The 14,185-nt window shown below is 64.7% G+C and carries 12 protein-coding genes; 6 read left to right on the top strand and 6 right to left on the bottom strand.

What is annotated here, in order from left to right; translation table 11 throughout:
* Positions 1–181: 181 nt before the first annotated feature.
* The 6 genes from JQ603_RS27735 to JQ603_RS27710 form a co-directional block, all read right to left on the bottom strand.
* Entirely contained in the window at positions 182–487 is a 306-nt protein-coding gene (locus JQ603_RS27735; protein ID WP_212343941.1) for a putative quinol monooxygenase, read from the bottom strand.
* A 92-nt stretch (positions 488–579) separates the two neighbouring features.
* A complete protein-coding gene (locus tag JQ603_RS27730) occupies positions 580–1,251 on the bottom strand; it encodes a type 1 glutamine amidotransferase domain-containing protein (RefSeq protein WP_212343939.1) in 672 nt (223 codons plus the stop codon).
* 63 nt (positions 1,252–1,314) lie between these two features.
* Positions 1,315–1,947 carry a hypothetical protein gene (locus JQ603_RS27725; protein ID WP_212343937.1) on the bottom strand — a complete coding sequence of 211 codons (633 nt, stop codon included), beginning with the start codon at positions 1,945–1,947 and terminating at the stop codon, positions 1,315–1,317.
* A gap of 8 nt (positions 1,948–1,955) precedes the next feature.
* The gene (locus JQ603_RS27720) at positions 1,956–4,211 is read right to left on the bottom strand and encodes a xanthine dehydrogenase family protein molybdopterin-binding subunit (RefSeq protein ID WP_212343935.1); all 2,256 of its coding nucleotides are present in this window, start codon (positions 4,209–4,211) and stop codon (positions 1,956–1,958) included.
* 1 nt (position 4,212) lies between these two features.
* Positions 4,213–4,677 (bottom strand): (2Fe-2S)-binding protein, encoded by a 465-nt coding sequence (locus JQ603_RS27715; RefSeq protein WP_212343933.1) that lies wholly within the window; start codon positions 4,675–4,677, stop codon positions 4,213–4,215.
* Between the two features lie 82 nt (positions 4,678–4,759).
* Positions 4,760–5,695, bottom strand: coding sequence for a helix-turn-helix domain-containing protein (locus JQ603_RS27710; protein WP_212343931.1), 936 nt, complete (start codon positions 5,693–5,695; stop codon positions 4,760–4,762).
* A 337-nt stretch (positions 5,696–6,032) separates the two neighbouring features.
* On the opposite strand from JQ603_RS27710, the gene JQ603_RS27705 reads away from it, so the two are divergent.
* From JQ603_RS27705 to JQ603_RS27680, 6 genes are all read left to right on the top strand, one after another.
* Positions 6,033–6,788 (top strand): alpha/beta fold hydrolase, encoded by a 756-nt coding sequence (locus tag JQ603_RS27705; RefSeq protein ID WP_433996656.1) that lies wholly within the window; start codon positions 6,033–6,035, stop codon positions 6,786–6,788.
* 55 nt (positions 6,789–6,843) lie between these two features.
* Positions 6,844–7,857 (top strand): aldo/keto reductase, encoded by a 1,014-nt coding sequence (locus JQ603_RS27700; protein WP_212343929.1) that lies wholly within the window; start codon positions 6,844–6,846, stop codon positions 7,855–7,857.
* Between the two features lie 96 nt (positions 7,858–7,953).
* Positions 7,954–8,805 carry a VOC family protein gene (locus JQ603_RS27695; protein ID WP_212343927.1) on the top strand — a complete coding sequence of 284 codons (852 nt, stop codon included), beginning with the start codon at positions 7,954–7,956 and terminating at the stop codon, positions 8,803–8,805.
* A 78-nt stretch (positions 8,806–8,883) separates the two neighbouring features.
* Positions 8,884–9,306, top strand: coding sequence for a putative quinol monooxygenase (locus JQ603_RS27690; protein WP_212343922.1), 423 nt, complete (start codon positions 8,884–8,886; stop codon positions 9,304–9,306).
* Between the two features lie 144 nt (positions 9,307–9,450).
* A complete protein-coding gene (locus JQ603_RS27685; RefSeq protein ID WP_212343921.1) occupies positions 9,451–12,381 on the top strand; it encodes an ATP-binding protein in 2,931 nt (976 codons plus the stop codon).
* The gene (locus JQ603_RS27680; RefSeq protein WP_283817481.1) at positions 12,382–14,121 is read left to right on the top strand and encodes a thiamine pyrophosphate-requiring protein; all 1,740 of its coding nucleotides are present in this window, start codon (positions 12,382–12,384) and stop codon (positions 14,119–14,121) included. It abuts the gene before it with no gap.
* Positions 14,122–14,185 lie beyond the last annotated feature (64 nt).

Genomic DNA, 14,185 nt, shown 5'->3' with positions numbered 1-14,185 from the left:
GGCGGTCCCGCTTCTGGCCGCAGCCCGGCCACCGTGCGCTTTCATGGGGTTAGATCGGGGGACAGTCCGCCGTCGCGCCGAATAGGCCATATATTTCAATGATGTAGCCCGGATGGAGCGCGGCGAAATCCGGAGAGCAGTTCCCGCGGATGCAGTTACTTCAAAGATTGGCTGACGCTGTTCACCTGTCCCCAACCTCGACCGCTTCCAGGACCACTGCCGTCCGATCAGCCAGCTCGGGAATCTTGGCCAGGTAGGCCTGGTAATGCGGCGTGGCTCGGTGAGCTTCGACGGCTGCAACGTCCCGGTACAGCTCGTCGAGAACGTAGCGATCTTCGTTCGATGTGTCGCGCCAGACGTCCCAGCGCAGGTTGCCAGGTTCGGCCCTGGAATGCGGTGCCATGGCGGCAAGCAGTGCCCTGAGTTCAGCGGACTTGCCCGGGCGAGCAACCAGGATACCGGTGATCTTGGCTGGCGATTGCGTCATTCGATAGCTCCAATGCGAGGGCAAGCGCGGCTTCGGAGATGCCGAGCCCGCCCTCGCGAATTGCGTCCACTCGGAAAATTCAGATTTTCGCGTCACCGGTCCTTGAGGGCGGACAGCAACTCTTTTCCCAGCGGTCCCGCCGAAGCGGGGTTCTGCCCCGTGATGAGACGGCCATCGACGACGACGTGAGGTTGCCAGTTGGCTGCAGACGAGTACTCGGCACCCTCTGCCCTTAACGCGTCCTCAAGCTCGTAAGGCACATCATCGCGAGCGTAGTCGTATTCTTCCTTCTTCGAGAACGACGTGAGCTTCTTGCCGCGTACGAATGGGGTACCATCACCGAGGTTGACGCCAAGCAGCGCACACGGCCCATGACAAACAGCGGCGACGAGCTTGCCGGTGCTCCAGGCCCGCACGATGGCATTCTGGACCGTTGCATTGCGCTGGATGTCCACCATGGGCCCAAGACCGCCGGGCACCAGGATGGCGTCGTAGTCGGCGGCGTCCACCTCGGACAATTTGCGACTGTGATTTAGGCGACGAAAGGCTTTACTCGCGAGAAAATCCTTCTGAGCGGGATCTTTCTCGTCGTACGCATCGTAAGGCGTCCATCCCCCGGCCGGGGATGCGAACTCCACCGCGACCCCGGCCTTGTCGAGCACCTCGAAGGGATGGGCGACCTCGGCGAAGAAGAAGCCGGTCTTGCGATTATGCGGACCGAGCACGGCTGCGTTGGTGACGATGAAGAGGACATGTTGGGTCATGGGTTTCTCCTTTGGATATCGGTGTGCATGCAGGCGGCCAGTTGGCGCGACGCGGAGAACGGATCAATTCGGACAGGGCTGCCCGGCCGCGCCCCACATTGCCATGTCCTTGACGTGATCCTCGAAGGTGCCCGGCGGCGTCGAGCGGCCTGCTCCGGGGGCCCAGCCCCGGGGAATGAAGCCGTTCAGAGATGCATCGTGCCGCAGATGGTCGACGAGGCCGGCGGCGTCGCGGCCGCCATTACGCTTGGGATCTTTCAGCTGCGCGCAGATCTCGGCGCCGCTCTTGCCGAACCAGATGAAAGCCACCGGCGCGAGCTGCCAGTCGATGCCGGCGCGCGGCGGCGCCGGTGCCGGCTCGTTCGCCTGGGTCGAGGTCATGTGGCAGGTCGAGCACGGAATCGCCTCCGCGCCGATGCGGCTCTCGCCACCGTGGATGTTCATGCCGTGCACGCGCGGCCTGGTTTCGCCTGCTGGCGTCCATATCGGGACGGCCTTGGCATCGACGTGGCAGTTGGCACAGCGCGGATGCATCACCACGGCTTCGATCCGCTTCCAGGCCTCCAGCCCCTCCACCCGGCTGACGCTGCCCGGTGGCAAGACATCCTTCGTGGCTTCGTCCTTGGCCGCGACGATCCCGGTGAGGGCCGCGATGGCTGAAGCTGCGAAGACGACCGCGATCAGAGATCTCTTCATCATCCGCCTCACACGAAATCGATGAACTTGTTGAAGGGCATCTCGCGGATACGCTTGCCGGTCGCCGCAAAGATCGCATTGGCGAGCGCAGGCGCGGCCGGCGGAACCGGCGGCTCACCGACACCCCTCACCTTCGGATCGTTCTCGAGCCCGCGAACCTCGATGACCGGGCATTGATAGATCCGCATCGCCTCGTGGTGATTGTAGTTGGTCTGCTGCACCGCGCCCTTGGCATAAGTGAGCTCGCAATTGATGGCATGGCCGAGCCCCCAGATCACGCCGCCCTGCACCTGGTTCTCGAAATTGACGGGATCGACGACCTTGCCGACGTCGACCGCAACCCAGACCTTGTCGATTCTAATGCCGCGGTCCGTCGCCGTCACCTCGACGACTTCCGCGGTCGGCGTCCCGAACGACTCCACGAAGGCGACGCCGCGCCCTCGGCCGTTGCCGAGCGGACCCTTCCAATCCGACATCTCCGCCACGGTCTCCAGCACCTTGCGATAGTGCGGAACGGTGCACATCGCGATGCGCGCCTTCATCGGATCGAGGCCCGCCGCATGGATCAGCTCGTCGATGAAGCTTTCGGTGAAAAAACCTGATGTCGAAGCGCCGACCGACCGCCATGTGGTGCTCGGCGACAACCCCTGCGCCTCGTAGCTCGTGGCCCGGAAATTGGGGATGTCGTAATAGACGTTCCAGAGCCCAGCGGCCAATTGCCCGTCAGGATCCTTCGAGGGGGTGCCCGAACGCTCGAGCAGCCCCTTGAGCGGTGTCGTCGAGGCCAGAGCAAGGTCGGCGGCTACGATCTTTCCCTTGTCGATGCTGCCGCGGTGCCGGGCGATCGCAATCTGGCGCGGAATGTCCTGGAGGAAATCTTCTTCGCGCGAGAACACGAGCTTGATCGGCGTGCCCTTCATCTGATTGGCGATCTCGGCAAGAACGCGGACGTTCTCGTACTCGAGGCGATGGCCGAAACTCCCACCAGTCCATTGATTGTGGAAGGTGACCTGTTCCGGCTTGAGGCCGATCGCCGTCGCCGCGACATATTGCACGAAGCGGGGGCTCTGATGGCCGACCCAGATTTCCATCCCGTTGTCGGTGACGAGGCCGATCCCGTTCAGCGGCTCGAGCGGCTGATGCGCCACGTAAGGAGCGCGATACTCGGCCTCGACGCGCGTCCCTGTCTTCAGCCCGGCTTCGATGTCGCCGATCTTCCGCCACTCCTTGCCCAGGAACTCAGGCTTGAATGACGATTCCAGAACCTTCCAATGATCCGCCTGCTCCGCGGGATAGGCCGAGGGCGCCCACTCGCAAATGATGGCGTCGACCGCCTTCATTGCGTACCAGCTGTTCGTCGCGATCACCGCGACGCCATTCTTGATTTCGAGGATCTTCTTGACCCCCGGCATCGCCTGCGCCTTGCTGGCATCGTATGATTTCAGCGGCTGTCCCTTGGCGGGGTTCAGCTTGACGGACGCATACAGCATGCCGTCCATTTTCATATCGATGCCGAACTTCAGCTCGCCCATCACCTTCGAGCGGACGTCGAGCCGCATCATCGGCTTGCCCAGCATGCGCCATTTGGACGGGTCGCGCGGCTGCGCATCGAGCACCGGCGGAATCTTCGATGCTTCCGCCGCGAGCTCGACATAGGCGATCCTGCTTCCGTTGGGCAGGATCACATGGCCGGATTGCGTGCGAAGGTCGGCCACTGCGATGCCCGAACGTTTGGCCGCGGCGGCCTTGAGCGTTTCGCGCGCGACCGCACCGGCAACACGCAGCTTTTGATAGGTGTCCGGGATCGTGCTCGATCCACCGGTCATCTGCAGGCCGGCCTTTCGCAGCCATTCGAGCGTGGCAGCGCGCGCTTCCTCGGCGGCCGGGCTTTGGTCCGCGGCCACGAACGGCGCGAACTCGTCCGCGAAACCGGTGTTGAAATAGGCGGGGCTTGGACCGGCGAAGCGGATTTCGAACTGGCCGGGGTCGAGGTCCATCTCCTCGGCGATCATGATCGGCTGCACCGATCCGACGCCCTGGCCGATGTCGGCGTGCTGGGCGATCAGCGTGATCTTGTCCGGGCTGATCTCGACCCAGGGGTTGAAGCTCGCGGAATTCGGCCCGAGGCCCGTGACCAATGGATTGTCGCTGGCGATCGGCGCGGCCGCTTCGGCGCAGCCATAGGCGCCGAAAGCAACGCCGCCGGCGACAGCAGCAGAGCCGAAAACGAAGGCGCGACGGGAAAGGCGCTGCACATGGCCCATCTCACTTCTCCGCCATCTTGTTCGCAGCAGCCGCATGAATCGCCGCGCGGATGCGCGGATAGGTGCCGCAACGGCAGAGATTGCCGGACATCACCTGATCGATCTGCTCGTCGGTTGGTTTGGAGATCAATGCAAGCAGGGAGATGGCCTGCATGATCTGTCCGGTCTGGCAGTAGCCGCATTGCGGCACCTGATGCGCGATCCAGGCCTGCAAGACCGGGTGCTGCTCCTTCTTCTCCAGCCCTTCGAGCGTGACGACCGATTTGCCGGCGACCTCGCCGATATGCGCCTGACAGGACCGGACCGCCAGTCCGTCGATCTGAACGGTGCACGCGCCGCATTGCGCGACCCCGCAGCCATATTTGGGACTGGTGATGCCGAGCTCGTCGCGCAGCACCCACAAGAGCGGCATCTCGGGGACGACGTCGACCTGGCGCTTGATCCCGTTCACCGTGAGCTCGATCATGTCGGTACATCCCCTTGCGGATCTGGTCGGCACGACAGCACTGCCTGATGGACGCTGAGCCGTATTTCCGATTCCTGCGGGATCATGCGCAATCCCTGCGGGATGCCGTATCGGAACGAGCGGTTTTCACGTCAGCCTGGCCGCAGCACAATTCGCGATACTGCCCAGGCGTGAGACTTGCGGCCTTGCGGAACACGCGCGTGAAATTGGCCTGCGAGCCGAAACCGAACTCCAGGGCAATCTCGACCAGGGACAGACGATTGCGCGCGAGCTCCTGCCGCGCAGCCTGGACGCGGCGATCTGTCACGTAACGATGCGGCGACAATCCGGTCGCCTCGCGAAACAGCCGGGAAAAATGATAGGGGCTGAGGCAGGCCTGGGCCGCTAGATCCTCGAGCCTGATGTCGCCGCCAAGAGAAGCCTCGATATAGTCCAGCACGCGCTGCAGGCGCCGCGGATCGAGCGCCGGCAATTTGTCGGGCGCGCGCCAGCGGTCGATCGTGTAATTCCCCAGCAGATGCGCCGCGAGCGCGACCTGGATTCCCTCGACGAACAATGCGTCGGTCGGCTGACGCGGGCGATGGAGCAGATCGCGAAGTGGCGAGCAGATGTGGAAGAGCACCTGGTCCGCCAGACCGTGGGCGTAGGCGATCTCGACTCTTGCCGGATCGATATCAAAGTCCGCAAGCGCACTCTGGTCCAGCAGCGCCGGAGGAAGATAGAGATGAAGACATTCCATCCGGTCCGAAAGCTCGAGATGGCTCTCCTGCGTCCCCACGGGCACGAGGTAGCTCATGCCGGGCCGCGCGAGGCTCTTCTGGACTTCGCCGTTGCCGGCCCGGCACACCATCCCGCCGCCTGACAGCAGCATGACGAGCTCGGTGCAGATGGGAACGGGCGTTGCCTGGCGGCCCGCCTCGAACTTGCGATGCTCGATGCTCAGCCCCGGCCAGTCGCTGGTCTCCGCGAGCTTCTCGCTGTTCTTGTATTTCTGATCTCCATGCGTCACGAGCGCCATCACGACCTCCGCTGGTTGCGGCGAATCCCGGCCCCGTATCGCGAGCGAGCGATCATTCCATCCGGTGGTGAGTTGCAGCCCCGGCCGCTGCCACGCCGACCGCGAATTTCTCACAAGCGGCGATAGCGAAGTCCAGAGGCGGCGCGGTTAAAAGAGGTAAAAGCCAGGCAAAGCAAAGGCTTGGAGCCAGGCACGATCGGCTTCCAACGCCGGCTTCTCCGCGGATGAGCAAGATGCGTTGGTCATCGCGCAGGAATCGGAAATACCGCAGTGCTCACGAACGCTAGTGAAGCGCACATCAACGGCAATGCCGCCGTATCGAGGATCGGAGCCTGGTATGAAGCCGCTTATCTCCGCGCTTGCCGCAATGACGCTCGCAACGGCCGCCCCCGCGATCGCGGCCGAGAGGACCGTTTCCATCGTCCTTGTCCACGGCGCCTTCGTCGATGGCTCGGGCTGGAAGGACACCTACAACATCCTCTCGGACGCCGGCTACGAGGTGCTCGTCGTCCAGCAGCCGACGATCACGCTTCGCGACGATGTCGCAGAGACCGAACGCGTGATCGCCAAGGCCCGGCATCCGGTCATTCTCGTCGGGCACTCCTATGGTGGAATGATCATCACGGAAGCAGGCGACAATCCGAAGGTCCGCAGCCTCGTCTATCTCGCGGCATTCGCGCCCGACGCCGGCGAGTCGGTCAGCACGCTGGCGGAGGCCCCCGTGCCGGCCGGCGAGCACAAGGCTCCGCTGGTCACTGAGGGCAATTATCTCCTGGTCGACCGCGACAAATTCCCCACCTCGTTCGCCGCCGATGTCGACACGGCCACGACCCGCTTCATGGGTGCAGCACAACTGCCCTGGGGATTGCAGGCGGTCCAGACCAAGGTCGATCGCGTGGCCTGGAAGACGAAGCCGACCCATTACATGGTGACGAGCGAGGATCACATGATCCCCCCGACGGCACAGCGCACCATGGCCAAGCGCTCGGGCGCCAAGGTGACGGAGATGAAAAGCAGCCACGCGGTGATGCTGTCGCATCCGCGCGAGGTCGCGGCGTTCATCAGAAGCGCAGATACGTCCGCAGCCGACTGAGATCGGTCGCGCCGCGCACGGATGGTCTTGGCTGTCACAAACAAGGACTCTCAACATGGCCCTCAAGGATATTCTGCCGGGGAAACTGGGTTTCGGGGCGGCGCCGCTCGGCAACATGTTCCGCGACATCCCGGAGCAGGAAGCGCTCGCGACGGTGAATGCGGCCTGGGACGACGGCATCCGCTATTTCGACACGGCGCCCTTCTACGGCGCGGGTCTTGCCGAGATCCGCATGGGCGCTGCGCTCGCCGGCCGGCCGCGCGGCGACTATGTCGTCAGCACCAAGGTCGGACGCGTGATCCTGGACGAGATCGAGGATGTCAGCGCCCGCGACCTCGGCGAGAAGGGCGGCGTCTTCCAATACGGGCGCCCGAACAGGATCGTGAACGACTATTCCCGGGACGGGACGTTGCGCTCGATCGAGGACAGCCTGAAGCGGCTCGCTACCTCGCACATCGACATCGCCTTCGTGCACGATGTCGCGCAGGATTTTTACGGCGACGAATGGCTTTCGGTCTTCGAAAGCGCACGCAAGGGCGCTTTCCGCGCGCTCGACCGGCTGCGCGACGAGGGCGTGATCAAGGCGTGGGGCCTCGGCGTCAACCGTGTCGAGCCGATCGAGCTGCTGCTCGCGCTCGAAGAGCCGCGCCCCGACGGCTTCCTGCTCGCGGGCCGCTACACGCTGCTCGACCATGCAAGGGCGCTACAGCGGGTGATGCCGATGGTGGCGGAGCACGAACTCGCGATCGTCGTCGGCGGCCCCTACAGTTCGGGCGCGCTCGTCGGCGGCCCGAACTTCGAATATGCGCCGGCGCCCCCGGAAATCCTCAACAAGGTGGCGCGGATCAAGGCCATCGCCGATCGCTACGGCATCAGCATGAAGGCGGCGGGCCTGCAGTTCGCACTCGCCAACCCCGTGGTGGCGGCCGTCATTCCCGGTGCGAGCCGCCCGGGCCGCGTCGCCGAGGATCGCGCTGCGCTCGAGGAAGCCATATCCGCCGATTTCTGGCGCGAGCTCCGTTCGGAGGGACTCGTCAACCCCGCAGCTCCGCTTCCCGCGGCCGCTTGAGCCGTCGGAGTGCGCAGCAGGCTCATCCCGGTCGGGCACCGGTCCGGCTGGCAGGACAACACACGCAAAATCCACCGAACCACTGAGGAAAGCGACATGACAGACAAAGCCGACAACGCCACCGACATGGGCCGCCGTGTCCTGCTCCAGACGGCCGGCGCAGCCGTCGTCACCGGCCTCGTCGCCGGCACGGCAGCCGACGCGCAGGCCGCGACACAAGGCGCCAACAGCATGTCGCCGGCCGAGCGCAACGAGGCGCCGCTCGGCGCGCGGCTCCAGGGCGTCCAGCATTTCGGGCTGACGGTGCAGAACATGGAGCGGGCCTATCAGTTCTACACGGAAGTGCTCGGCGGCACCGAAGTGTTCCGTCACGGCGACTTCCAGGGTGACGAGGTGCAGAACACGCTGCTGGCCGACCAGGAGATCGAGGCGAATGCGCGCGGGGTCAATCCGCGAACCATCGGCGTGCCCGACTTGCGGAGCGGGGCGCAGCGGCTCGATGTCCGCTTCATCCAGTTCGACAACGTGGTGATCGAACTGCTGCAATATCGCGAGGCCGACCAGCCGATGGGCGGCGCGAAGAGCTTTGCCGAGCCGGTGGAGCATATGAGCCCGGCCTTCCCGCGCATGATGCACATCTGCTTCTATGTTCGCGACGATGTCGACTTCAACAAGTTCATCGCCGACCTTGAAGCCGAATCCGCGCGGCGCGGCATGACGCAGGTGCGGGCAAACCGCACCATCCGCGTCATGACGGAGGCGGATCGCAAGGCCGCTCCCCGCAGCACCAACACGAACCGGGTCACCGCAGAACCCTCGAATGGCTGGGAGCTGATCTATTGCAAGGGGCCGGAGGGCGAGCAGCTCGAGTTCGTCAAAGCGCTCGGCCCCGTCAAGCAGCGTTTCAGCGAGGCCCTGGCAAAGCGGCAGCAGACAATCATTCGCTGACCCGTCAAACGTCGCGCGACCGGCTTTTTGCCGGTCGCACGACAAAGCGCTCACCATCACGATGTGAAGGACTTCATCATGCGAACTCTCGTCCGCAATTCGCTATGCCCCCTGCTGTTCGCCGCCGCGATGGCCATGACGGCGCCGTCCGCGGTCGCCCAGGAAGCCCCGCGCGTTCGCTATCAGGAGATTCCTGAAGGTGCCTATTCGGTGGTGGCGCAGGTGCGAGCCAAGCCTGGAAAGGAAGACGCGTTGCGCGCGGCCACGCTGCCGCTGATCGATCTGGTTCGCGGCGATCCCAAGAACCTGGTCTATTTTCTGCAGGAAGACCGCGCCAAGCCCGGTCATTTCATCTTCTACGAGGTGTTCGCGAGCCAGGCCGATTTCGACGCCCATAATGCAATGCCTTACGTGAAGGACTGGTTCGCCAGGCTTCCCGAGCTTGCCGATGGCGGCGTCGAGGTCATGCGCATGGCGGTTCTTGGTGTGCCCAAGAAATAGCCGGCGCCTGCGCGAGCCGTTTTGTCGCAGCCATCCTGCGGGCAAATGCCCGTCGCAATCGTGCGAATTCAGAACGGCTCACTCCAACAATTTTGCAGCGCATGATAATTGCTGGTGATCTCTTCGATCGATTGGCAATGATCCATGCAGGCTGCCACCGAGACACGGCAACGGGGCACACGCCGACGGGAACTCACATACTGTTTCGGCCCGTTTCGACTGGTTCCCAGCCGCCAGCTCCTGCTTCTTGACGGGCGTCCTGTCAAATTGGGCGGGCGCGCATTCGAGCTCTTGCAGCTGCTGGTGCAGCGCCGCGGCGATCTGGTCAGCAAGAATGAGCTGATGGCCGCGGCCTGGCCGGGCACCTTCCTCCACGACAGCAATCTCAAGGTCAACATGTGGAGCTTGCGGCGCTCGCTGGGAGACGCCCAGATCGAGCCCGCCTACATCGCGACCGTGGCGCGCCGCGGCTACAAGTTCATCGCGGAGGTGCAAACCAGCATCGGCGAGATCGGGGACGATCCGGCACTGGCCGGTCCACTCCCCCTGTCCAATCCGCCATTGCCGCGCGGCATCGTCGGCCGCGAGGCGGAAATCGTCGAGATCGCCGATCTATTGGCCGACAACAGGCACGTAACCCTGGCTGGCGCAGGAGGCATCGGCAAGACGACCGTTGCCGTGGCCGTCGCCCAGGCGTTTGCGCCGCGGTGCCGCGACGGCGTCTGCTTCGTCGATCTCGCGACAATTTCCGATCCTACGCTGTTCGGCGCGGCGCTCGTGACGGCACTGGGCATCAGAGGCAATACGGACAACGGTCTGGCTGCAGCCCTCGATTATCTGAGGCCGCGGCAGATGCTGCTCATTCTGGACAATTGCGAGCATGTGCTGCCCGCCGCCACGATCTTCGCCGGCAAGTTCCTGACGGACACATCGCCGTCCAGGCTGCTGGCGACGAGCCGCGAGCCGCTCGGCACTGCCACCGAGCACATCGTGCGGCTTGGTTCGCTGCCCTCACCGAAACCCGGCCGCACCCTGAGCGTCGATCAGGCCGTGAGATTTCCGGCGGTGCAGCTGTTCGTCCGCCGCGCCGCCGAATGGTCGGGCTACCAGTTCGTCAATGATGATTGCGAGGCCGTCGCCTCGATCTGTCATGCGCTCGACGGCCTTCCGCTGGCGATCGAACTGGCGGCAGCCCAGATCGGCAGGTTCAATCCTCGCGAATTGGTGGCGCTGCTCGACCAGAAACTGGGCTTTCGCGCTCCCAGCGCCGAGGGTGCGCCGCCGCGCCATGAGACCCTGATGGCGACGATCGACTGGAGCTTCCGGCTGCTGTCGCAGAAGGAGGCCACACTGTTCGGCCTGCTGTCCGTGTTCAGCGATGCCTTCGAGGTCGAGGATGCTCTCTTCGTCGCGGAAGCCGCAGGGCTCACTCCGGTCGACGTCGTCACCGGCCTCGGCAGTCTCGTCACCAAATCGCTCCTCGGCGCGCAAGCCCGCGGCGCGCACCTTCGCTACCGACTGCTCGACAGCACGCGCCGCTATGCGGCCGAGCGGCGCCAGGCCGATCCCGCCTGCAGCCAGGCGCTGCGCCGCCATGCGCAGCGCGTTCTCGCGCTCTTCGAACGGTCCGAGGAGGAGTGGAACTGGCGCGAGCCGGCCGATTGGACCCAGCGCTACCTCGGCCGCATCGCCGATTTGCGCGCTGCGCTGTCATGGGCGGTTGGCGAGGAAGGCGATCCCGTCCTCGGCATCAGGCTCGCGGTTGCGGCAATCACCTTGTGGTCGGAAACCTTCATCCTGTCGGAAGCACAGGCGCGGCTGGAGGACGCGCTCGCCCTGGCCAAGACCGTCGCGTGCGACGATCTGTCAAAGGCAAAGATCGCCTGCGCTCTTGGATGGAGCCTGTTCTACGCCCGCAACATGTCGAACGAGAACGAGATTGCCTGGCTCGACGCGATCGCCTTCGCAAGGCGCGCCGGCAGCATCGAGTACCAGCAGCGAGCGCTGGTGGGTTTTTCCTTTTATCTGTTGCAGATCGGTGAGATCCCGCGCGCCATAACCTATCTCGAGGAGGCCACCGCGCAGGCCGACCGGGATCGCGACCTCACGGCGACGTCCGAAGCCGATCGGGCACTCGCCTGGGCCCACGCCTTTGCCGGAGAGTTGAGCAAGAGCCGCCCGGTGCTGGATCGTCTCGCGTCAACCTATTCGCTGGCCGAGGGCCGTTCGCGCAAGGATGCGAACGAGGTCTACCGGTTCATCACCGTCCGCTTCAACCTGCCCTTCGTGGCGTGGATGCAAGGGCAAGCCGACTACGCGGCGAGGCTCGCCCGCGACGCCGTCGACGCCGCAGACCGCAGCGGCCATTGGGTGTCTCAGTCGAACGCACTGGGGCTTGCTGCACTTCCCGTCGCGCTCGAAACCGGCAATCTGGACGCGCTCGAGAGCTTCACGATGCGCCTGCGTCGCAACCTGGAACGTGAGCGCATCTCGCGCTGGGTTCCGGTCGAGCGCTATTTCTCCGCCTGCCTTCGCGACTTGCGCGGTGATCCGCGCGCGGTGGAGGATATCCGGGCCGCGATCGACGAACTGATCGAATGCCGCTTCCTGATGCGGATCGGCAGCTATCTCGCGGCCCTCGCCCGCGCCTATCTGCGGCAAGGGCGGATCGCTGAGGCAAGCGAGGCCATCACGCGGGCGATCGGCCATCAGGAACGTCAGGGCGAGCGCTGGTGCCGATCGGAACTTCAGCGGGTCGACGCATTGGTCCTTCTCGATGCCGGCGAGCCGCTGCGCGCCGAAAAGCGGCTACAGCAGGCACTCGCCGAAGCGCGCGCCATCGGCGCGATGACCTTCCAGTTGCGGATCGCCACCGATCTCGCAGCATACTGGATTGCGACCGGCCGCAGGGCCAAGGCCGTCCGACTGCTCGCCCCGCTCTATGACGAGTTCACGGAAGGCTTCGAAACGCTGGATCTCGTTGCGGCCAAGCGGCTGCTGCAGCGCGTACAGCCAGCGGCGGGCGGCTGCGGCCATTATCGCCGGTCGGAGCCAGTGCACGCTCGCGGTGCATAGCTGGCCTACCGCCGCGCTCACCGCGCGCGCTTTACGCTTCCCGGATTTCCTGATCCTCTCTCACTAACAGCCGGATCAACCGGCCTCGCCAGGGAGAGAGACGCCATGAAGCTCGGCACCGCCATTGCGGAAATCATGCGGCGCGAGGGGATCGAGATCCTCTGCGGCTATCCGGTCAATCACCTGATCGAGCATGCGGCCAGGGCCGAGATCCGCCCCGTCATGGTGCGGCAGGAGCGCGTCGGCATTCACATGGCGGATGCGATCTCGCGGGTGACGTCGGGACGCACGATCGGCGCGTTCTGCATGCAGCACGGGCCGGGCGCCGAGAACGCGATGGGCGGCGTCGCCCAGTGCTTCGGCGAATCCGTGCCCGTGCTGGTGCTGCCGATGGGCTACCAGCGCCGGCTGGCGCATATCGAGCCGAACTTCAATTCCAGCGAGGCGATGAAGCCGTTCGCAAAGTCCTCCGAGCCCATCATCCTGGCCGCGGAGGTCGCCAACATCTTCCGCCGCGCCTTCACCAAGCTGAAGAACGGCCGCGGCGGGCCGGTGATCGTCGAGATCCCCTCCGACATGTGGAACGAGGAGGTGCCGGAGCCGCTGAACTACACGCCGGTGCTGCGCACCCGCTACGGCGCGGACCCCGTGCACGTGAAGGAAGCAGCCGGCCTGCTCGTGAATGCGAAACGGCCGGTGATCTATGCCGGCCAGGGCGTGCATTACGCGCAGGCCTGGCCGCAATTGAAGCGGCTGGCCGAACGGCTGGCCATTCCCGTCACCACCAGCCTCGGGGGCAAATCGTCGTTCCCGGAGACGCATCCGCTCTCGCTCGGCTCCGGCGGCCTCGCGGTGCCGCGCGCGGTCCCGAAATTCCTCGCGGAGGCCGACGTCATCTTCGGCATCGGCTGCTCGTTCACGGAGACCAATTTCGGCATCGCGATGCCGAAAGGAAAAACCATCATCCACTCCACGCTCGATCCGAACCATCTCAACAAGGATGTCGAGGCCAGGATCGGCCTCGTCGGCGACGCCGGCCTCGTGCTCGATGCGTTGCTGGAGGAGATCGGCAAGACCGTTACCGCGGACCGCGACGCGTCGGCAGTCGTGGCCGAGATCGCGGCCTCGCACAAGGAGTGGCTGGCGAAGTGGATGCCGAAGCTGACCAGCAATGACGCGCCCTTGAGCCCCTATCGCGTGCTGTGGGACTTGCAGCACACCGTCGACATCAAGAACACCATCATCACACATGATGCCGGCAGCCCGCGCGACCAGCTCTCGCCGTTCTGGAAGGCGGTCGAGCCCCTCACCTATCTCGGCTGGGGCAAGACGACGCAGCTCGGCTACGGCCTCGGCCTTGCGATGGGCGCAAAGCTGGCAAAGCCCGACAAGCTCTGCATCAATGTCTGGGGCGATGCGGCGATCGGCTTTACGGGCATGGATTTCGAGACCGCGGTGCGCGAGCGCATTCCGATCATGTCGATCCTGCTCAACAATTTCTCGATGGCGATCGAGCTCAAGGTGATGCCGGTCTCGACCGAAAAATATCGCTCGACCGACATCTCCGGCGACTATGCCGCGATGGCGCGCGCCTTCGGCGGATATGGCGAGCGGGTGACCAAGCCGGAGGACATCGTCCCCGCGATCAGACGCGGCATCCAGAAGACACAGGAAGGCGTCCCGGTGCTGCTGGAGTTCACCACCAGCAAGGAGACCGAGGTGTCGCGGCCGGGCACGTGAGATCTTCTTGATTTGAGTCTTGGCCGGCCGGGCGTTTGGCGCTAAAGGCGCAGGCTAAGGGACA

This window comes from Bradyrhizobium liaoningense (genome assembly GCF_018130825.1).
Classification (GTDB): Bacteria; Pseudomonadota; Alphaproteobacteria; order Rhizobiales; family Xanthobacteraceae; genus Bradyrhizobium; species Bradyrhizobium liaoningense_B.
Note: the sequence above shows the minus strand (reverse complement) of the source record. Positions and strands in the feature narration are given on the sequence as shown.